The sequence below is a fragment of the Sorangium sp. So ce117 genome (assembly GCF_051524395.1).
GTDB classification, from domain to species: domain Bacteria; phylum Myxococcota_A; class Polyangia; order Polyangiales; family Polyangiaceae; genus Sorangium; species Sorangium cellulosum_B.
The window spans coordinates 2,369,853-2,388,803 of record NZ_CP150309.1; the positions used below are offsets into that span (position 1 = coordinate 2,369,853).

Sequence of the window (18,951 nt, forward strand, 5' to 3'; positions counted from 1 at the left end):
CAGTTGCTCAGGGCGTGGTTGTCGCCGGGCTCGCCGCTCGTTCGCGGAGGGCTGCGACGGCCTGGATCATCTCGATCGACAGCTTCGGATCGCGCGCCAGCCTCGCGGTCCATAGCCGGACGATGGGCAGGTGAGCCGCCTCGGGCATCTCAAGATCGTGGAGCGTCTCGACCACCTGACGGCGGCCGCCGGCAGCAAGGATCCGCGCGTACTCCGGTACCGAGAGCGGTCGCTCCCGGAGGCGCTCCAGCGCGCCCACATATGCTCCGTCGTGCTTGAACCGCAGCGAGAAGCCGGCGCTCGCCGCCTCGGCCTCGAGAGCGGCCTTCCAGTGCCGCGCGACGGCGGTGAAGTCTCGCTCGGTCAGCTTGTGGGCTCCGAGCACCTCGGCCCGAGATCGATGCGCCTTGTCGATCTCGGCCGAGATCTCGGCCCATCGCTCGATCGCGAACACCTCCGGCTCGGCGTCGATCCCGGCCGGCTCTGCGACGTCGCCCGGCCCTGGCGCCTGCTCGTCGGCGAGCGCGATCGCCGCCAGCATCGCCGGCGGAGGTGGGCGTTCCGTCGGCGCGTCGCTCTCGGACGCCGGTTCCTGCTCGGGCGCCGCATCGATCGGACCCTCCATGGCCGGCTCAGGCGCCGCGGCCGTCCACGCGGGCGATGTCGCTCCCTGACCGCCGGTCCACCCGAAAGGCAACTCCCTGGCTCTGACGAAGAGCGGCGCCAGCACGGTACCTGTCGGGTCAGCTTCGGCCGCACGGGATTCGCGACGTTCGACCGATGAGGTGATCCCCGCCAGCGTCCCAGGAGCGGCAGGCGCGAAGGGGAGGGGCGATGCCCCCATCGATGCGGCGCTGCCGATCGCGGTCGTCTCGACCGCGGCTTCCTGCACGCCGCCCGGGGAGGCGCCCTCATTGCGATCCAGGGCCGCATCGAGGTCCCTCTTGCCGAGAAAGACCGTGCTCTCCGCGGCGGAAGGGGCGAGGCGACCGCCGTCGGCGGTGACGTGGATCTCCGCTTTCCGCGCGACCTCGTACGGGACCGAGCCGCGCCACGTGACGCAGCAGACTCCGCGGTCCGTGTCGATCCACAGCGTATCGCAGCGGAGATCCAGCCATCGTTCGGGTTGGTGCGGCCCCCGGAGGACGACGCGCGGGACGACGCCGTCGAGCCGCGTGACGAGGCGCGGGTGCTCGGGGTGGAGGTTCTCCAGCGTGATGCGCTCGTCCGGCGCGAGCCTGTCCACCTGCTGGTCGGGCGGCGCGCTGTTGAAGTAGGCCGCGTCGATGTCGTCCGGCAGCGGGTGAGCGTGCCAGTTGCGATGATCCCACAGCGCCGCGGAGCGACCGAGCCTCTCCGATCGGTCAGGCCACCCAGGAGCGATGGGGCCCATCCCCGAGGGAGGGATGGGAACGTGCGCGCTGGCGACGTAGATCCCGGGCTGCTGGAAGTTGGGCGCCCAACTCGGACCGCCGGCGGGCCCGAACGGAGCGGGCGCGATGCCCGCAGGGTTGCTCGTGCCGCGGCCACCCGCGGCGCGCTCCCAGCAGAGCGGTAATCGTGTGAACTCGGCAGGCTGGGATAGCTCTCCGCTCGGCTGCACGCTGCGCTCACCGTAGACGGCGATGGCCTTGTTCACCGTGCCTGCGGAGAGGCGCGCGATCAGCGAGTGGACAGGTTGCCCGTGCGGTGCATAGACATGCCCGGTGACCAGGACGTCCGCGCGACGCTTGAAGGGGACCAGATCGTTGGGAGCTCGCAGGCTGTTCCGCTCGTCGCCTTCCCAGGGGACATCCTCGGCGCAGATCTCGTCCTGATCTTGCGCGAGGGGCGACAGCCCCGGGGACAGCTCGTAAGTCGCTTTGCAGATGAAGGTCAGCGAACGGCGTCTGTCGGCTGTCTGCCATACGAACGAGGTCGCCTGTAAAGGGCAATGCGAGGTGATCGGTAGGGATTCAATGGATCCTTGTCGCATAGGAATCGTTGCGTGGGGGCGGGGTTGTCGGACGATCTACGAGCGAGGAACGGCGGCTGCGGATCCGAAGTCGTTGTTCAAGTGCGAGATCGGCCAGCGCGCTCCCGGTGGCGGCGTCGCTGCCGGGGAAGGGCCTCGGCTCGATGGAATGAAGGGCGCGACCGTGGTCTCGACTTTCGTGGCGACATCCCCCGGGCGATCATTCCAGCGCGGAACCCCGCGAGGAGCGACACCCCCTCGACTCGATTCCACGTCATCGGTCGGAACCACGCTCGTTCCCCCTCGTGACCTCGAACGATACACCGCGTGCGACGGTGAATGGAAGCTAGTTCACCAGATGGATCGGGCTCGGGCGGTAGGGAACGATTTTTGCGTGCGGCGCCTGTGGAGCCGATCGGGGGCGGATCTCTCGGGCGGCTCCGCCGCGGTCGTGCTGCTGCGGCGGGACGCCGAGGGGGCGGGGAACGCCCGGTGAGAACCGGTCAAAAAGCGATCGAAGGCTTCGAGAAGGGGGTCGTAGGCTTCGAAAAAGCGGTCGAAGGCTTCGGACGATCGGTGCGAACGTTCGAAAATCGGTGGAAGGCCTCGGAAATCGGTCGGAGGCTTCGAACGACCGGTGCGAGGCGTCCAGCCATCGCGGTCCCACAGCCAGAAATCGAGGCGGGATGGCAGACGGAAGTTATCGATGGCGCGCGTCCCTGGAACGAGGTCGGGTTTCGGTCGAACGATGTGCGATGTCCCTGCGAGGGCCGTTGAACGTCTGTCGGAGCAGGCCGAGGCGGAGATGCCGGCTGGGCATCACGGCCCTGGTGCAGGTGGTGGAGACGCGAAGTCCAGGAGCGGGAGCGCTAGCCCCGCGTCGCCGTCGTGTGCGACGTCGCTGCCTTCGCCGCCAGGGCCGGCCGCGCCGAGCTTGATTGTGGTGCCGTCGGGCGACGGGATGGTGTCCGACGTGCCCAGGAAGGCGATTCCGAGGGAATGGCCGCCCTGACCGCCGCCGCCGTTGCCGCCGTTGCCGCCCTGGCCTCCCCGCCCGCCCACGCATCCATCACGAACGGAAGTGTTGGGACCAAAATTCTGGCCCTCCCCGCCCGCCCCGCCGTTCCCACCCAACCCGCCGGTCTGGCCGGTGTTGCCGTTGCCGCCTCGGCCGCCATCGCCGGCGATCAGGTGAACCTCATGGAACGTGAGTTTTGCGTTGAGGCTCACCAGGGCGATGCTGGAGCCACCTGGAGAGCCGCCCTTGCCGCCTGCGCCGCCGCAGCCGCCTGCGCCGCCGTTGCCGCCGCTGGCGCCGCCATCGTTGGTCCCAGGGCATTCGGTGTTCCCGCGGGAGCCTCCGCCACCCCCGCCGCCCTGGGCGGTCTTCCCGCGTTGGCCATCACCGCCGGGTGCGCCGGCGTAGCCGGTGCTGGAGAGCTGGCCGATGCCGCGTGCGCCTGCGCCAGCTACGCCAGGGTCGCCGTCGCTACCCCTCCTGCCCGCGCTGCACGTCGCGGTTGAACTATTGTATCCACCGGCGTTGTCGTTGTTCTTCTCGTCTGGATAGCCTATGACACCGGAGGTCCCGCGGGCATCCAGGCCATTTCCTCCCAGACCGCCGCGCGAGTCGTCGGTGGTATCCATGGTGGTGCCGCAATCATTCGTCTCCGGCGGTGCTGTTGCCACCGCAGCTGCCGAGCAAGCGGGATTGCCGGCGGTGCCGTCGGGCGCCTGTTCGCGCGGAGGGGGAGGTGCGGCCCCCGAGGCCCCGGGCGCCGCATCCCCTGCCTCGAGCACACACCGGACCAGGTCGACCTTGGCGTGATCGGCGATCGCTGCGATGGCGGAGGTCCCTGCACCCTCCTCGGCGATCGACGGAGCGATGATATGGAGATCCTCCAGGTGTACCGTGCCGCCGACGACGCGCATCGTCAGCGGTACGGCTCCGGGCGTCGCCCTCAGCGTGGTCTTCGGTTGATCCCCCCACCGCCAGTTCGCGGCGCAATCGAGCCCGCCAAAGACGGTCACGCTCGAAGTCACCGTGAGCGTTTCCTCGAACTCCTCGGCGCACGCGTACACGCGCCGCGCCTGCTCGTCCTCGCTCTGCGCGGCGAGCGCGATGGCCTCGGCGAGCGTCTTCACCGGTGCCTCGGGCGTCCCGTTCCCGCCGTCGCTCCCCGTGGCCGACACGAACACGCCGCAGCGCGCGTCGGCGGTCCAGCCCGGCCCGTCGCTGGGCACGCACACCAGGGGCGGCGGCCCTCCCCCTGCACCCCCTGCGCCAGCGGCACCGCCGGTTCCAGTGGCACCGCCCGCCCCTGCTCCGCCGGTTCCAGCGGCGCCGCCCGCCCCGGCGCCGTCGCCTGCCTCGCCACCCCTTCCGCCGTCGTCTCCACATCGATGCAGCTCGCTGCAGTCGGGGCCGAGGCAGCTCGTTGTCTGGCTCGCTGCCGCGAACGACGCCAGGACCAGCGTCGAGGCCCCGCGCGCAGCCAGCCGTATCCCTCTCTTGATGGGTCGGTTCATGAGTTCCTCGACTCAGAAGGCGCCGCCGGCGACGAGTCCGCCGCCGCCCGGCAGCACGAGCGGTGCGAGGCGCACGTGGTGCTCCGGCTCGCTCGGCGCCGCAGCGAGCCAGACGTAGCCGAGCGTCCCGATCGCGCTGGCGCCTGCGCCGATGAAGCTCCACAGGGCCAGGTTGCTGAAGAGATATTGATCGTCGACCAGCGAGCTCAGCTCGCCGCACTCCTGCGTCTGGTTGAAGCCAGCGGGGTACCTGCAGTCGACGGTTTCGCTATCGATGGCATCGACCACGCGCCACTGCCGCTTCGCTTCGCTCGCTTTGCCATTGGCGACGAGCGTGAACACGACGCCCGCGACCACCCCCGCGCCCGTCGCGACCCCGCCGCCGACGAGCGCGGCGCCGCGCACATCCATCCCTGCATCTTCGCGCGGGTGGCGCGAGGTGGCCGGCGTCGCGACCGCCGGCGCTGGGGGCGGCGCCAGATCGAGAGTGAGGCGCTCTCTCCCCCCCTCGCTCAACCGGATCGTCTTCGTCACCGGGCGCTGGCCCCGCACGGTCGCGGTCACCGTGTGCTCGCCGGGGTCGCGCTCCACCGGCCCCGTCTGGACGACGCGCTCGCCGTCCAGCGTCAGCTCCACCGCGCCCGGCGCCACGCCCGCGACCGCGATCTCCAGGGTCGGGATGCGGGATGCGAGCGCGGTGAGCTCGACCCGGGCGTCCGCCTGGGCCTGCTGGAACTCCTGCGGAGCGCTGGCCTCGATCGGCTCGTCCACGACACGCTGGTAGAGCGAGCGCGCCTCGAGCAGGCGACCGAGCCGCTCGCAGGAGCGCGCCGCGAAGAGCAGGAACGGCGGCGCGTGGACCTGTGCGTCCGCCTCGCGGAAGGCTGCGAGCGCCTCCTCGTAGCGGCCGGCGTTGAAAAACTCCCAGGCCTTGTCGGCGAGGGCTCGGGCCGCCGCCTTGGTCTGCGCGGTCGACGGGGCTGGCTGGGAGATCGCGGTGGCCGGCACGGCCGGGAGCCCGAGCACGAGGAGCAGAGCCAGGCGGAGTCGTCGGCGGGATCTCATGGCGGACAGGTGCATGGGAGCCGTGGGCGGTCGAGTTGAATTTCAGCGTGTCGAAGAGGGCCGTCGGAGCTCTGCGCGGGCGAGGGCAGACCGAGGCGGAGATGCCGGCGGGGCATCACGGCCCTGGTGCAGGTGGTGGAGACGCGAAGTCCAGGAGCGGGAGCGCCAGCCCCGGGGCGCCATTGTGAGCGACGTCGCTACCTGCGCCGCCGGGGCCACCGTTGCCGAGTTCGTACATGACGCCGTCGAGCGACGGGATATTGTCCGGTGCGCCCAGGAAGGCGATGCCGAGGGAATGGCCGCCCTGACCGCCGCCACCCTTGCCGCCGCTGCCGCCCTTGCCGCCATCCCCACCGGCACACGCATCACTCACGAAAGCAGCGCTCGAACCCAACCCTCCTGACCCGCCGTTCCCACCCAACCCGCCGATCTGGCCGGCGTTGCCGTTGCCGCCTTGGCCCCCCTTGCCGGCGATCAGGCTGACGTCATTCAGCGTGAGCTTTGCGTCGAGGCTCACCAGGGCGATGCTGGAGCCACCTGGAGAGCCGCCCTCGCCGCCTGCACCGCCGCAGCCACCAGCGGCGCCGTTGCCGCCGCTGGCGCCGCCATCGTTGGTTCCAGGGCATTCGGTGTTCCCGCGGGAGCCTCCGCCACCCCCGCCGCCCTGGGCGGTCTTCCCGCGTTGGCCATCACCGCCGGGTTTACCGGCGTAGCCGGTGCTGGAGAGCTGGCCGACGCCGTCTCCCCCTGCGCCAGGTGTGCCAGGGTCACCGTCGCTACCCCTCTTGCCCGCGCTACACATCACGGTTGAACTATTGTATCCTCCAGCGTTGTCGTTGTTCTTCTGGTCCGGATAACCTATGTCGCCGGAGGTCCCGCGATCATCCCGGCCATTCCCTCCCCGACCGCCGCGCGAGTCGTCGGTGGTATCCAGGGGAGTGCCGCAATCGTTCGTCTCCAGCAGTGGTGTTGTCACCGTAGTCGCGGAGCAAGCGGGATTGCCGTCGCTGCCGTCGGGGGCCTGTTCGCGCGGAGCAGGAGGCGTGGCCCCCGAGGCCCCGGGGGCTGCATCCCCTGCCTCGAGCACGCACCGGACCAGATCGACCTTGCAGTGATCGGCGATCGCTGCGATGGCGGAGGTTCCCGTGTCCCCCTCGGTGATCGACGGAGCGACGATATGGAGATCCTCCATGTGTACCGTGCCGCCGACGACGCGCATCGTCAGCGGCACGGCTCCGGGCGTCGCGCTCAGCGTGGTCTTCGGTTCATCCCCCCACCGCCACTTCGCGGCGCAATTGAGCGCGCCAAAGACGGTCACGCTCGAAGTCACCGTGAGCGTCTCCTTAAACTCCTCGGCGCACGCGTACACGCGCCGCGCCTGCTCGTCCTCGAACTGCGCGGCGAGCGCGATGGCCTCGGCGAGCGTCTTCACCGGTGCCTCGGGCGTCCCGTCGCCGCCGTCGCTCGCCGTGGCCGACACGAACACGCCGCAGCGCGCGTCGGCGGTCCAGCCCTGCTCGCTGGGCACGCACACCAGGGGCGGCGGCCCTCCCCCAGCACCTCCGCTCCCCCCAGCACCTCCGCTCCCGCCCGCGCCCCCGCTCCCCGCGGCACCCCCGGTCCCTCCGGCGCCCACGCCTCCCGCTCCCCCTGCGTCACCCCCGTTCTCGCTGCAGAACATGGGCTTGTGCTTGCAATCGTCGTGGTTCGAGTACGGGAAGCAGCCAGCCAGATCGAGGCCGGCGGCCGTCGTTCCGAGGACGAGCAGCGCGGCGGTACGGGCAGTCCGAGGCATCAGCCATTCTCCATCGTCTTGAGTTCAGATCCCGGTCTTCAGAACGCCCCGCCCACCGAGAGACCCACGTCGTTGATTCCCACCCTGGGCGTCACCTGCACACGCGCGTCGGGGCCGCTCACGAGGGCATAGAGCAGCGTTCCGAGGCCAACCGTGCCGGCCCCCGCGAAGCTCCAGAACGCCACGTTGCTGTAGAGCGCGCTCTCGTCGACCGCTTGGCTTTGCTTTGTACACGCCGCTGGAGCGGGCCGGGCGGTGCACGGGTTCCGATTTCCGGCGAGCAGCGCGGTCTTCTGCGTCTCGGCATCGCCGGCCCTGTTGTTCGCGAGCACCGTGAAGAGCACGCCCGCCGCGGCGCCAACGCCGGTTGCGACCCCACCCGTGACGAGCACCGCCGTCCTCCCGCCGCCCCGCGGCACCTCGGGAGCCGGCAAGCCGCTCTGTTCCGCGCCGGCGCGCGTCTCGTCGGGCGCCGGGGTGCGCTGCAGATCGAGGACCACCGCCTCCGTCCCGCCCGCGGTCGCCTCGAGCGAGCGCGTCTGCAGGACATACCCGTCGAGCTTCGCACTGACGTCGTGCCGCCCCGGGTCGAGGAACACGGGATCCGCGAGCGGCGCTCGCCCGACGCTGGCTCCGTCGACGGTCACCTCGGCGCCGTCCGGCGCGACGCGGACCGTGACCGCCGCGACCTGCGCCCGCGCCTCCTGCAGCGACGCCTCCGCGCGCTGCCGCTCCTGGACCTTCGTCGCGGGGGCCTCGCGGAGGTAGCGCGTAAGGTACTCGGCCGCGTCGCGGGGCTTGCCCACCCGGAGGCAGGCCACGCCCAGGTTCGAGGCGATCTGGTAGTGCGGCTTCAGCCCCCACGCCGCGAGGAACGCCGCGTGCGCATCGGCCCACTTCCCCGCGCTGGCCGCCTTCACCCCGTCTTCGAAGAGCTGGCGCGCCCTGTCCGTCAGCGCGTCGCTCTCCTGCGCATCGGCCCGAGGGGGCGCCGGCTGTGCTCCGGCGGCAGGTGCCAGCAAGGCGACGGCGATGCTCAAGGTCCACAGCAGCGGGCGGTTCGTCGTCATGAGGAGTCCAGCGGTGCTCCAGGGAGCTGCGGTTCGGAAGACGCGTACAGCCGTACTTTACCCACCCCCGAGCGCGAACCGTACTTCTTACGCGCCGTGACGGAAGCTTTTGTCCACCCGTTCCACGCAGGGCGTGATGGTGCAGCGGCTTCGCAGCACGCCGCCCTGCCGCCGTGCTGCGCGGCGACGGCCTCGGCCCAGGGGCTTTCCGGAGGGAGAAGTGTGCTCTCGGAGCGCCGGAGACCGCTGCTCCCCTCTCTCTGACTTCCCTCAGATCCCCCAGCGCGGCTTCGCCTGCTTCGACGTCTGCGGCGGGCTGGGGGGTGTCGGCGGAGACGGTCGCCGAGGGGATGTGCTGTGGGGGGCGGGGCCGCTCGGGGGCTGTGTGCCGGTGGGTGGCGCAACAGGGCCGCGATCGTCGCTCGGCGCGTCCGTGCGACCCGCTGCCGGCGCGCCGGTGCGAACGGCCGCCGGTTCGCTGGGCGGCGTGGGGTCTTGCGCTGATGGCTCTAAGGCGGTGTCCGAACCCGCATCCGTCGCTGGCGCAGACGGCACGATGAGAGGTGCAGCGGTCGATGTCTCTGCAGCAAGGCGACTCGCAGGGGGCGCGGACGGGGCGTCGCGGGTGGTGATCTCCGGGCCGGAGGCCGCGAGCTCGGCGGTCGCCGGGGCGTCTGCGGGAGACGGAGCCTCGGCCTGCCCGCCATAGTACGCTCCGAGCGTCACGCCGAGCCCGCTGACGGCAGCCGCGGCGCCCGCGGCGATGAGCCACGTCGTCCACGCGACCGAGCGCCGTCCACCGGACGGCCTGGCGGGATCGATCGTGCCAGTCAGCGTGCCCGCCGAGACAGAGCCCGCCAGCGGCGCCGGGGAAGAGGCGAGCGGCCCGCCGGGGGTCGTGCCGCCCGGCCCCAGGGGCATTCCGGGCAGGGGCGTCGCCACCCCTGGAACGAAGCCGGTGGGGGCCAGGGGGAACGGTCCGTGCGCATCGGAGACGGACGACGCGAACCGCGGCGCGCCCGCGATGCGCGCGAACTCGTCGACCAGCTCGCGGACGGTCTGGAACCGGTGGGCCCGATCGCGCGCCAGCGCCCGGTGAAAGAAGGCGTCGGTGGCCGGGGGCAGGCCGGGGGCGAGCTGGGTCGCGGAGGGGATCGGGTCGACGAGGATCCTGGTCATGACCTGCGCGAGCACATCGCCGGGGAAGGGGAGGTATCCCGTGACCATGCGGAACAGGATGACCCCGAGCGCCCAGAGGTCGCTGCGCGCGTCGACGTCGCGCTCGGCGCGGAGCTGCTCCGGGCTCATGTAATGGGGCGAGCCCATGACCTCGCCCGTCGTGGAGGCGTCCGCGACGAGCTTCGAGGTGGTCTCCTTGGCGATGCCGAAGTCGAGGAGCTTCACCATGTCCTCGTCCTCGCCGTCGACGCGCGCGAGGAAGAGGTTGGCGGGCTTGAGGTCGCGATGGACGAGGCCGGCGTCGTGCGCGCTGCGCAGGGCCTTGCCGGTCTGGGCGAGGATGCGATGCGCCTCCAGCAGCGGGATGCGGCCGCGCCGCAGGAGGCGCGCGTTGAGGTCCTCGCCCTGGAGGAGCTCCATGACGAGGTAGGGGACGCTCTCGTGAATGCCGAAGTCCTGCACCTTGACGACGTGCGGCGTCCTGAGCTGGGCGGCCGCGCGCGCCTCGCGCTCGAAGCGGGCGCGGAACGCGGGAGAGTTGGCGTAGGCCGGGTCCATGAACTTGACGGCGACCGGCGTGCCGAGCTGGAGGTGGTGCGCGACCCAGACCGAGCCCATGCCGCCGCGGGAGAGCGGGCGCTCGAGGCGGTACTTGTCGATGAGGACGGAGCCGGCGCCGAGGTGCATGGGAGGGAGCTCGGGAGGAGGGAAGAGGCTAGCGGATCCGGGCGTGGGGGAGGAAGCGGATGAAGCCGAGCGAGGGTGGATCGGGCGGAGGCGGCTGGCGGAGGGAGGCGCGGGGCAGGCGGCGATGGGGTGGCGACCGGGACTCTCTCGACGCGGGCGTTGCGGACGGAAGCTCCGGCGCGCGGCTGATGCTGAGGTCAGGGGTGCTGACGGCGTGTCTGCGCTCCTCTCGGTGGAGCGATGACACCTCGGGAAGCGGGCCGCGCCGAGCGACGCCGCTGGCGCGACCGCGGGGCCATCGGGGGAGCGCGAGACGCACGAGGGGCCATCGATGGGGCCATGGCGTCACGGGGAGGCGAAATCGAGCGTCGGCGCCTTGGCTCCGGGGGCGCCGTCGCCGTCGCTCCCGTCTCCCTCGCCGCCGAGGCCAGGCTCGCCGAGCTCGAAATGGAGGTCGTTCGCGTCCATGGGCGGCGGCGTGCCGCGAAAGGCGATGCCGATGGAGTGACCGCCGCGGCCACCGCCGCCGCGACCGCCCTGACCGCCCTGGCCGCCCTGGCCGCCGTCGCAGGCGTCGTCAAGGCCGGATGCGGAGCCGCCCGATAGCGCCTTGCCGCCGTTGCCGCCGTTGCCGCCGTTGCCGCCGCGCTGTCCTGGAGCGCCGTTGCCGCCCTTGCCACCGCGCCCTGCCTTCAGGGTGACGTCGTGGAACTGGAGGGTGGCGTCGAGGCTGATGAGCGCGATGCTCGCGCCGCCGGCGGAACCGCCGAGGCCGCCCTTGCCACCGCAGCCGCCCGCGCCGCCCGAGCCGCCGCTGGGGCCGCCGACTCCCTTGGCATTGGGGTCGGGGCAGGAACGCCCGGAGGCGCCACTCTGGGGAACACCGCGAGCGCCGCCACCGCCGCCGCCTCCCTGCGCCTTGGTTCCGGGCAGGCCGGGCAGGCCGCCTGCGCCGTCGTAGCCACCTCGTAAGACGGTGCCGAGAGCCGTGGCCCCGCGGCCTGGCTCGCCGGGCATGCCACCTGCGCCAGCGTTGCCAGGGGCGCACACAGTTCCCCCTGTCGTCTGCCCGGCTCCGCCATTGGCCGAGTCACCCGGTAGGCCATCGCTGCCGATGACACCGCTGCTCGGTTGTCCTACTCCGCCAGCGCCGCCGATGGAGACCTCGCCCCCATCTTCGCAGTCGTTGAATTGCTCGACACCGCCGGCGGTAACAGAGGCCATGCACCCAGCTTCACCTGGGTTCCCATCGCCACCGCGCGTCGCGCTGTTCGTGTCCTGGCTTTGATCGGCGCCAGGCGCAGCATCACTTGCCTCAATCGTGCAGCGCGCCAGCGAGACCGTGACACCATCGGCCACGGCCCCGATGGACGACGCTCCGGATGTCAGAACCGATTCAGCAAGGACATGCACGTCCTCCATCCGAACTGATCCGCCCCCATGCATCGTGAGCGGGATGGTCCCAGCCTCGGCCGTCAGCGTCGTCCGCTTCTGATCGCCGATCCATCGCCAGCCGTTCTCGCAGTCGAGTCCACCAAACAGCGTCACGTCCGCCTGGATCTCGATCTTCTCTATGAATGTCCCGGCGCACGCATACACGTTCTTCTTCGTGCCATCGGGCTGGGCGGTCGCGAGGGCGATGGCCGTTCCCAACGACTTCACGGGCGCGTCCGGCGTCCCGGGGTTCTCATCGTCTCCGTCGAGCCTCACGAACACGCCGCACGTTGCGTCCGCTTTCTTCCACCCTTCGCCCTCTCCTGGCACACACTGCGGTGGCGGATCGGGCGGCTCTCCTGCTGTTCCGCTGGAGCCAGCTTCCAACGTCTGTGCCGTCACCTCCTCGTCGCTGTCGCATCGAGCCCCCAGGGACCCCACGGCCGTCGTTCCCAGGAAGATCAAAGCAGCAACATGGGCGCGGCGATGCATAGTACGGCCTGCTCCTTCGACGTTGGTGGGCTCAGAACCTTCCGCTCAACGAAACCCCGGCTGTGCCGGGGCCGATGAGCGGCGTCACGCGTGTGCCCTGGCCCGGTTTCGGAGGCTCAGACGCCTTCGTCACCAGTCCGTAGACCAGCGTTCCGACCCCGATCGCTCCGCCTGTGACAAGACTCCCGAATGCGATGTTGCTGAAGTGAATCTCGTCAAGCACCGCGTCCTTGAGATCCCTGCACTTCGCAACATCCCCATCGGGACACCGACGCTCGCCGTTCCAGCGAGTGCTCAGCTCATTCCTGACCTCTTCCGCGTGATCGGCTCGATTGCCGGTGAGCACCGCGAAGACCACGCCTGTCACGATGCCGGCGCCTGCCACGACCCCGCCCGCGACGAGCAACGGCGTCCGCAGCTCAATTGGCGTCTGGAAGTTGCCGCGCGGCGTCCTCGCTGCCGGAGACGCAGATGCGTGGGGGCGCCCCTTCACGTCTGGGGCGGGCCCTCGCTTGCCTTCCGGTCGCTCGGCAATCGGCAGCGCACCGATCGCGGCCTGATCAAGCTCGACGTGCTCCCTCGCTCCCTCGGTCAGGTGAACCGTCTTGGTCAAGGGACGGCGCCCGGGCGTGCGGACGACCAGGGTGTGATCGCCGGGATCGCGCTGCACAGGGGTATCGAGCTGGACGGGGAGGCCATCGAGCGTCAACTCCAGCCCGGCAGGAACGGTCCCCGTGACGGTGATTTCCACGGTCGGGGTGCGTGCTTCGAGCTCGGCGAGCTCCTTGGTCGCGCTGGCTTTCGCCTCCGCGAAAGCAGACGGAGCGCCGGGCGCGAGCTTCTCGTCCACGACGAGCCGATACACATCGCGCGCTTCGAGGAAGCGGCCGAGCTTGACGTAACAGCGCGCCACCATGAGCAGGAACGGGGGCGCGTGCGCTTTCGCCTCGGCCTGACGAAACGCGAGGAGCGCCTCGGCGTATCGCTGCGCCTCGTAGTGGGCCCATCCCTGCTCGGCGAGCGCGACGGCGGCTGCTTTGTTCTGTGCCAACGCAGGAGCGTCCTGCGCCGCCGCTGGCGACGTGCATAGGACGCCGAGGAGAAGCAGGCTGGCCGCTGCAGAACGGTGGTTCATCGCCGCACTCTTGCTCACGACTTGTCATCAGGGAAAGAACGCGTGCGGGCAAGTACATGAGACCTGGCCACCGCGGGGCACGGTGGCGTCACGGGGAGGCGAAATCGAGCGTCGGCGCTTTAGCTCCGCGGGCGCCGTCGCCGTCGTTCCCGTCTCCCTCGCCGCCGAGGCCGGGCTCGCCGAGCTCGAAATGGAGGTCGTTCGCGTCCATGGGCGGCGGTGTGGCGCGAAAGGCGATGCCGATGGAGTGACCACCGCGGCCACCGCCGCCGCGACCGCCCTGACCACCCTGACCGCCGCGGCCGCCGTCGCAGGCGTCGTTAAGGCCGGAGGAGTCCGGCGGTGGCGGTGCCACGCCGCCCACGCCGCCGTTGCCGCCGCCGCCGCCGGGCTGTCCTGGAGCGCCGTTGCCGCCCTTGCCACCGCTGCCTGTCTTCAGGGTGACGTCGTGGAACTGGAGGGTGGCGTCGAGGCTGATGAGCGCGATGCTCGCGCCGCCGGCGGAACCCCCGAGGCCGCCCTTGCCACCGCAGCCGCCCGCGCCGCCCGAGCCGCCGCTGGGGCCGCCGACTCCCTTGGCACCGCCGGGGCAGGAACGCCCGGGAGAGCCACTGCTGAGAACACCGCGAGCGCCACCGCCGCCACCGCCACCCTGCGCCGTGGTTCCGGGCATGCCGGAAACGCCGGATAGGCCGGTGTAGCCACCTTGTGAGAGGGTGCCGAGAGCCGTGCCCCCGGCGCCTGGCCCGCCGGGCATGCCATCTGCGCCGGCCTTGCCGGGGGCGCAGAGAGTTCCCCCTGCCGTCTGCCCGGCTCCGCCATTGGCCGAGCCTCCCGGCGTGCCATCGCCGCCGCTGCCACCGCTGTTCGGTTGTCCTACTCCGCCAGCGCCGCCGACGGAGACCTCGCCCCCATCTTCGCAGTTGTTGACTGGCTCGGCACCGCCGGCTGTAACAGAGGCCATGCACCCAGCTTCACCTGGGTTCCCATCGTCACCGCGCGTGGCGCTGTTCGAGTCCTGGCTTTGATCGGCGCCAGGCGCAGCATCACTTGCCTCAATCGTGCAGCGCGCCAGCGAGACCGTGACACCATCGGCCACGGCCCCGATGGACGACGCTCCGGATGTCAGAACCGATTCAGCAAGGACATGCACGTCCTCCATCCGAACTGATCCGCCCCCATGCATCGTGAGAGGGATGGTCCCAGCCTCGGCCGTCAGCGTCGTCGGCTTCTGTTCGCCTATCCATTGCCAGCCGTTCGCGCAGTCGAGTCCACCAAACAGCGTCACATCCGCCTGGATCTCGACCTTCTCTTCGAACGTCTCGGCGCACGCATACACGTTCTTCTTCTTGGCATCGGGGAGGGCAGTCGCGAGGGCGATGGCTTTCCCCAACGACTTCACCGGCGCGTCCGGCGTCCCGGCGTTCTTATCGTCTCCGTCGGTCCTCACGAAGATCCCACCACACAACGCGTCGGCCTTCCACCCTTCGCCCTCTCCTGGCACACAGTTCGGCGGCGGATCCGGCGGCCCTCCTGCCGTTCCGTCCGACTGGCAGTCATCCAGCAGCTCACCACTCAAGTCAAGGCACGGGGGGTCGCTGCATTGAGGCCCTATCGCTCCCATGGCCATCGTCCCCAGGAAGATCGCAGCAGCAAGATGGGCGCGACGACGCATAGTACGGCCTTCTCCCTTCGAAGTACGTAAGCTCAAAACCTTCCACTGAACGAAAGCCCGGCAGTGCCCGGTCCGAGGAATGGCGCCACGTGTGTGCCCGGGACCGTCTTCTGAGGCTCAGCGTTCATCGTCACCAGCCCGTAGACCAGCGTGCCAACCCCGACCGTTCCCCCCGCCACGAGACTCCAGAATGCGACGTTGCCCAGGTCGATCTCGTCATATACTGCGTCTTTAAGGTCGCTACACCTGGGAACGTCCCCCTCGGGGCATCTCTTCTCGGCGCCCCATTGGGCTTTCAGCTCGTTCCGGACCTCTTCCGCGTGATCGGCTCGATTGCCGGCGAGCACCGCGAAGACCACGCCCGTCACGATGCCAGCGCCCGCCACGACCCCGCCCGCGACGAGCAACGGCGTCCGCAGCTCAGCGCGCGGCACCACCGGCGCCGCCGGCTCCACCACGAAAGGACGCGCTCCCACGCCAGCGACCGGCGCGCGCTCCAGCTGCACCGCCACCGTCTCCGCACGGCCCGCCACCGCCGCGATGGGACGCGTCGCAGGCGCGTACCCCTCGAGCTTCGCCCCGATCTCGTGCTCGCCCGGCGCCAAGAACACCCGATCCGCGAGCGGCGCCTTGCCCACGACCGCCCCGTCGACCGTCACCTCCGCCCCTGCCGGCGTCACCTGCACGGTCACGGATGCGACCTTCGCGAGCGCCTCCTTCAGCGACGCCTCGGCGTTCTGCCGCTCGTTCACCTTGGTGGCCGGCGCCTCGCGCAGATACCGCGCCAGGTACTCTGCTGCGTCGCGGTGCTTGCCCAGCTTGAGGCACGCGACCCCCAGATTCGACGCGATCTGGTAATGTGGCTTGATCGCCCACGCCGCGAGGAACGACGCGTGCGCATCGGCCCATTTCCCCGCCGCCGCCGCCTGTCTCCCCTCTTCGTAGAGCTGTCGCGCCTTGTCCGTCAGCGCGTCGGTCTCGCCGGCGGCGGCCGCGGTGGCCGGCTGCTGCGCGCCCGCCGCCTGCGTCATCAACGCCACGGCCACGCTCCAGCTCCACAGCAGCGGTTGCTTCCTCATCGTCGGAGTCATCAGAACTCGGGCTTCCCTTCGGGGAGAGGCGGCACAGCAGCGTTCGACGGCGGCACCTTACCCCCTCTGGGCTTCGGGTCCAAGCGCCCCGGCGCGGCCCCACCTGCCTTGGTGTTCCTTGTCCGCCCGGATGGCTGCGTCTTCGGCGGAGGCACATCCGCCTGCGGCTTCGCCGTCACATCCGGCGGCACCCACGGCGATGGCAGCGCGGTCGTGGCGGGCGACCCCGTCGACGCCGCGCCGGCCTCAGCGCTCGGCCCCGGCGCCGCCGCGCTCCCGGCAGGCGGCGCCACGCCCGGCCCCGTCGCCTCCGGCGTTGCAGTCCCCCCGCCGGGCGCCCCTTGCGATACCAGCACCGCGACCATCCCCGCGACGGCCACGAAGCCGAGCCCTGCGACGGCCCAGATCCACGTCCGCGACGACGCCGGCTTCTCCACGATGACCGGGATCTCGTCGCGCTCCTCCCCCCCGACGCCCGGCAACGGCGGCATCGGCCCCGCCGGCGCGCTCCACGCCCCGCCGCTCGCCACTCGCCCCGCCCCGCCGCCCGCCGCCTGCGCCGTTACGGCATTCCCCGCCGCCGCCTGTCCCATCCGCACGGGCCCCGTGCCCCCGGCCTCGACCCCCGCCGCCAGCGCCGCGCTCCCGAGCAGCTTCTCCGAATCGATGACCAGCGTCCCCTTCGGCCCAACCTGCTGCGACACCGGCCCCGCCGGCCCCGCCACGCCCCGCTGCGACGGCGGCATCGACCCCGGCGCCCGCCGCTCTTGTCCCGCGCCCCCCACGCCATGCGCCGCCGCGCCCACCGGCCCCGTCCCGCCCTGCTGCGCCGCGAACCGCTCGCGCCATCCGCCGCCGAACTGCGGCTTCTCCTCCACCTCTGCCAGCGGCCGCGCCCCGAACATCCCCCGCGCGATCTCCGCCTCGTCCTCCGCGACCTCCTCGATCCGGATCAGCACCCCGTGCCGGTCCTCCATCGTGACGTCCCGCTCCCTCACGAACCGCACCGATACCCCGCCCGTGATATCCGCCTCCCGCCCGCTCGTGATCGACGTCCACTTGATGTTCGATCGGTACAGCACCGTCGCGATCCGCGCCGCCGCGTGCGCGATCGCCCCGAATGGCTCATCCGGCTTGTGGACGATCACCACCCGCTTCGGCTGCGCCCCCTCGTCGGCCACCCAGTCCCACGTCGCGCCGCTCCGCCGGAGATATGGGAGATCCCCGAACTCCTCGACATACCGCTCCAGCACGTGCGCCACCCGCTCCGGCGCCTCCCGCACCGCACTCACGTACTCGCGGTAGAACATGCCCGCCGACGAGTTGACCTCCGTCGCGTTCATCACATGCCGGTAGAACGTCGCCGACGCCTCCAGCAGCGTTGTATACCCGAGGTCCCGATCCACCGCGACGATCCCGTGCGCGAACGGCGGGTTCCCCCGCCCGGCATGGTCGACCGCCCCGCCGATCCGGAAGCCGAAGATGAGCCCCACCGCCCCGTGGCCAGGCTCGTGCTGCGTGTCATCCCTCGACAGATTGCCAATCGCGAACGCGTGCGTCGTCCCCGTCGCAGGCTCGATGTACTTCATCAGCCGCGCCAGGTGGCTGAACTGCGTCGTCGTGAGGGGCCCTTGCGGCACCTCAGGGCAGTACATGAAGTCGATCTGGTGCCCCGGGATGTTCCCGTGCAGCACGTGATACCACGCCGCGTCCGCCGGCGCGCGGTACCGCGGGATCACATACCCCGAAGCGCCCTCGCTACCGTACATTGGGCCTGACCTGCTGCGGCACCGGCGGGGCAGGCAGCGCCGCGGTCCGCGACAACGCCGAATGCCCGCTGATGTCCTGCTTCATCCGCTGCAGGAGCTGCGGATCATACGCGTTCTTCGGGAGGATCTTCTCCACGAAATGCGAGAACAGGTGATGCGTGCTGTGCCCGTAGCTCGCCGACCCGACGAGCACGCGAATGTCGATGTTGTTCTTGTACCGCTCCAGGCTGTCGATGAGCGTCTTGTAATACCCGCGCGCCTCCCGCTCCACCTCGGCCGGCGTCCCGGACAGAACATCGGACTTGTTGATGAAGAGCACAACCGCCTTGCACGAGGCCAGCGTCTTCGGGCTGAAGAAGAACTGCAGCGACTGCGGCTGAAACTCCCGGAGCTGCTCCTGGATCCTCGACGGCTCGACCTTCTGACCGTCCTTGCCCGCCAGATCCACGACCATCAAGAGCCCATGGACCTCCTCCATGATGAGCTCCTGCTGCGCGTCCACGATGTGCTCGCCGCCCCAGTCGCCGACCTCGAACACGTGCTCTGTCAGCACCTCTTTCGTGAGGACGTGGCTGACGGTCCGCTCGTAACGCTCGATCTTCGTCCCCTGCAGCGTGCCCAGATCCACGAGGGGATTCGCCCACTTGAGCGTGAGCGACGTCTTGCCGGTCCACTTGATGCCGAGCGTCAGGATCTTGTACCGCTTCTGCGTGATCTTCGGCCGGCTCTCGAGCTCGCTCTTGTACCAGTCGATCTCCTTCTGCTGGGCGTCGAGCCAGTCGACCTTCTGCCGGTCCTCGCCCCGCGAGATCTCAAGCGCCTGCTGGAGCTGCCCGTACTGGGCCCGCATCTGATCCAGCTGGCCCTTGGCCTGCCGGAGCGCCTCGATGTGCTGGTTCGCGTCCTGAAGCTTCCGCTTCAGCTGCGTGGCCTGCATCAGCAGGAACACGGCGCCTGCGCCGCACGCCACCGCAATCAACCCGAGCACTATCGGTAGAACAACCTGCATGGCTTACAATCCTCGCGCCCCGCAGGGCGGGCTATCCCGCCCTGTCCTGTCCCGCGCGGCCGGAAGA

12 protein-coding genes are annotated in these 18,951 nt (G+C 70.6%); all 12 read right to left on the bottom strand.

What is annotated here, in order from left to right:
- Positions 1–7: 7 nt before the first annotated feature.
- The 12 genes from WMF46_RS08880 to WMF46_RS08935 all read right to left on the bottom strand — a co-directional run bounded on the left by WMF46_RS08880 (position 8) and on the right by WMF46_RS08935 (position 18,884).
- Positions 8–1,975 (bottom strand): DUF2169 family type VI secretion system accessory protein, encoded by a 1,968-nt coding sequence (locus WMF46_RS08880; protein WP_437985227.1) that lies wholly within the window; start codon positions 1,973–1,975, stop codon positions 8–10.
- Positions 1,976–2,773: 798 nt separating this feature from the next.
- Positions 2,774–4,483, bottom strand: coding sequence for a hypothetical protein (locus WMF46_RS08885; protein ID WP_437985228.1), 1,710 nt, complete (start codon positions 4,481–4,483; stop codon positions 2,774–2,776).
- A 12-nt stretch (positions 4,484–4,495) separates the two neighbouring features.
- On the bottom strand, positions 4,496–5,548 hold the full coding sequence (locus WMF46_RS08890; RefSeq protein WP_437985229.1) for a tetratricopeptide repeat protein: 1,053 nt from the start codon (positions 5,546–5,548) through the stop codon (positions 4,496–4,498).
- Positions 5,549–5,663: 115 nt separating this feature from the next.
- A complete protein-coding gene (locus WMF46_RS08895; protein WP_437985230.1) occupies positions 5,664–7,343 on the bottom strand; it encodes a hypothetical protein in 1,680 nt (559 codons plus the stop codon).
- Between the two features lie 38 nt (positions 7,344–7,381).
- Positions 7,382–8,413 (bottom strand): PEGA domain-containing protein, encoded by a 1,032-nt coding sequence (locus tag WMF46_RS08900; RefSeq protein WP_437985231.1) that lies wholly within the window; start codon positions 8,411–8,413, stop codon positions 7,382–7,384.
- A gap of 270 nt (positions 8,414–8,683) precedes the next feature.
- Positions 8,684–10,279, bottom strand: a complete 1,596-nt coding sequence (locus WMF46_RS08905) for a protein kinase domain-containing protein (protein WP_437985232.1) — start codon at positions 10,277–10,279, stop codon at positions 8,684–8,686.
- Between the two features lie 345 nt (positions 10,280–10,624).
- Complete coding sequence (locus WMF46_RS08910) at positions 10,625–11,503, bottom strand: hypothetical protein (RefSeq protein ID WP_437985233.1); 879 nt, start codon at positions 11,501–11,503, stop codon at positions 10,625–10,627.
- Positions 11,504–12,236: 733 nt separating this feature from the next.
- Positions 12,237–13,358, bottom strand: a complete 1,122-nt coding sequence (locus WMF46_RS08915; RefSeq protein ID WP_437985234.1) for a hypothetical protein — start codon at positions 13,356–13,358, stop codon at positions 12,237–12,239.
- Positions 13,359–13,428: 70 nt separating this feature from the next.
- Positions 13,429–14,790: a PGRS family protein gene (locus tag WMF46_RS08920; RefSeq protein WP_437985235.1), complete on the bottom strand. Its 1,362-nt coding sequence runs from the start codon at positions 14,788–14,790 to the stop codon at positions 13,429–13,431.
- A 257-nt stretch (positions 14,791–15,047) separates the two neighbouring features.
- Positions 15,048–16,094 (bottom strand): PEGA domain-containing protein, encoded by a 1,047-nt coding sequence (locus WMF46_RS08925; RefSeq protein WP_437985236.1) that lies wholly within the window; start codon positions 16,092–16,094, stop codon positions 15,048–15,050.
- Between the two features lie 11 nt (positions 16,095–16,105).
- Positions 16,106–17,875 (bottom strand): hypothetical protein, encoded by a 1,770-nt coding sequence (locus tag WMF46_RS08930; protein ID WP_437985237.1) that lies wholly within the window; start codon positions 17,873–17,875, stop codon positions 16,106–16,108.
- On the bottom strand, positions 17,865–18,884 hold the full coding sequence (locus WMF46_RS08935) for a hypothetical protein (RefSeq protein WP_437985238.1): 1,020 nt from the start codon (positions 18,882–18,884) through the stop codon (positions 17,865–17,867). The genes WMF46_RS08930 and WMF46_RS08935 overlap by 11 nt, the downstream gene beginning before the upstream one ends.
- Positions 18,885–18,951: the final 67 nt, after the last annotated feature.

Coding starts and splice junctions, on each gene's coding strand:
- WMF46_RS08900 (WP_437985231.1), bottom strand. CDS start 8,413: ATGACGACGAACCGCCCGCTGCTGTGGACCTTGAGCATCGCCGTCGCC.
- WMF46_RS08890 (WP_437985229.1), bottom strand. CDS start 5,548: ATGAGATCCCGCCGACGACTCCGCCTGGCTCTGCTCCTCGTGCTCGGG.
- WMF46_RS08925 (WP_437985236.1), bottom strand. CDS start 16,094: ATGAGGAAGCAACCGCTGCTGTGGAGCTGGAGCGTGGCCGTGGCGTTG.
- WMF46_RS08905 (WP_437985232.1), bottom strand. CDS start 10,279: ATGCACCTCGGCGCCGGCTCCGTCCTCATCGACAAGTACCGCCTCGAG.
- WMF46_RS08880 (WP_437985227.1), bottom strand. CDS start 1,975: ATGCGACAAGGATCCATTGAATCCCTACCGATCACCTCGCATTGCCCT.
- WMF46_RS08885 (WP_437985228.1), bottom strand. CDS start 4,483: ATGAACCGACCCATCAAGAGAGGGATACGGCTGGCTGCGCGCGGGGCC.
- WMF46_RS08895 (WP_437985230.1), bottom strand. CDS start 7,343: ATGCCTCGGACTGCCCGTACCGCCGCGCTGCTCGTCCTCGGAACGACG.
- WMF46_RS08910 (WP_437985233.1), bottom strand. CDS start 11,503: ATGGCCTCTGTTACCGCCGGCGGTGTCGAGCAATTCAACGACTGCGAA.
- WMF46_RS08935 (WP_437985238.1), bottom strand. CDS start 18,884: ATGCAGGTTGTTCTACCGATAGTGCTCGGGTTGATTGCGGTGGCGTGC.
- WMF46_RS08930 (WP_437985237.1), bottom strand. CDS start 17,875: ATGTACGGTAGCGAGGGCGCTTCGGGGTATGTGATCCCGCGGTACCGC.